Source organism: Actinacidiphila bryophytorum, from assembly GCF_016916835.1.
In the GTDB taxonomy this organism is placed as follows: Bacteria; Actinomycetota; Actinomycetes; order Streptomycetales; family Streptomycetaceae; genus Actinacidiphila; species Actinacidiphila bryophytorum.
Map to the genome: position 1 here is coordinate 1 of NZ_JAFFIX010000084.1, position 519 is coordinate 519.

A 519-nucleotide genomic window follows, 5' to 3' on the forward strand; every position below is an offset into this window, starting at 1 on the left:
CGGCTTCCCGCAGGTGTCGACCGACGACGTGGCGGCGGTGCAGCAGGCGTACGCGCACCTGTCCTCGCTCGGGCACACCAGGATCGGGCTGATGGTCGGTCCCGCCGACCACACCCCCTCCCGGCGCAAGGCCGCCGCCTTCACCGCACTCACCCACCGCAGCGCCGGCTCCCCCGCCACCCACCCCATCGGCCACGCCCTCTTCTCCTTCGAGGGCGGTCAGGCGGTGGCGACCGAGCTGCTCGCCACCGGGATCACCGCACTCATCTGCGGCAGCGACGTCCTCGCCCTCGGCGCCATCCGCGCCGCCCGCCGCCAAGGACTCACCGTCCCCGCAGACCTCTCCGTCGTCGGCTACGACGACTCCGCCTTCATGAACTACACCGACCCACCCCTGACCACCCTGCGCCAACCCATCGAAGCCATGTCCCGCGCCGCCGTCACCCTCCTCGCCAACCAGATCAACGGCACCAACCCCACCCCCAAAGAACTCCTCCACGAACCCGAACTCGTCGTCCG

Annotated in this window: 1 protein-coding gene; it reads left to right on the top strand. The window is 71.1% G+C overall.

The window, feature by feature from the left end; genetic code table 11:
• Positions 1–519: substrate-binding domain-containing protein (locus tag JT723_RS34690; RefSeq protein ID WP_205048885.1), on the top strand; the 519-nt coding region annotated here is incomplete at both ends.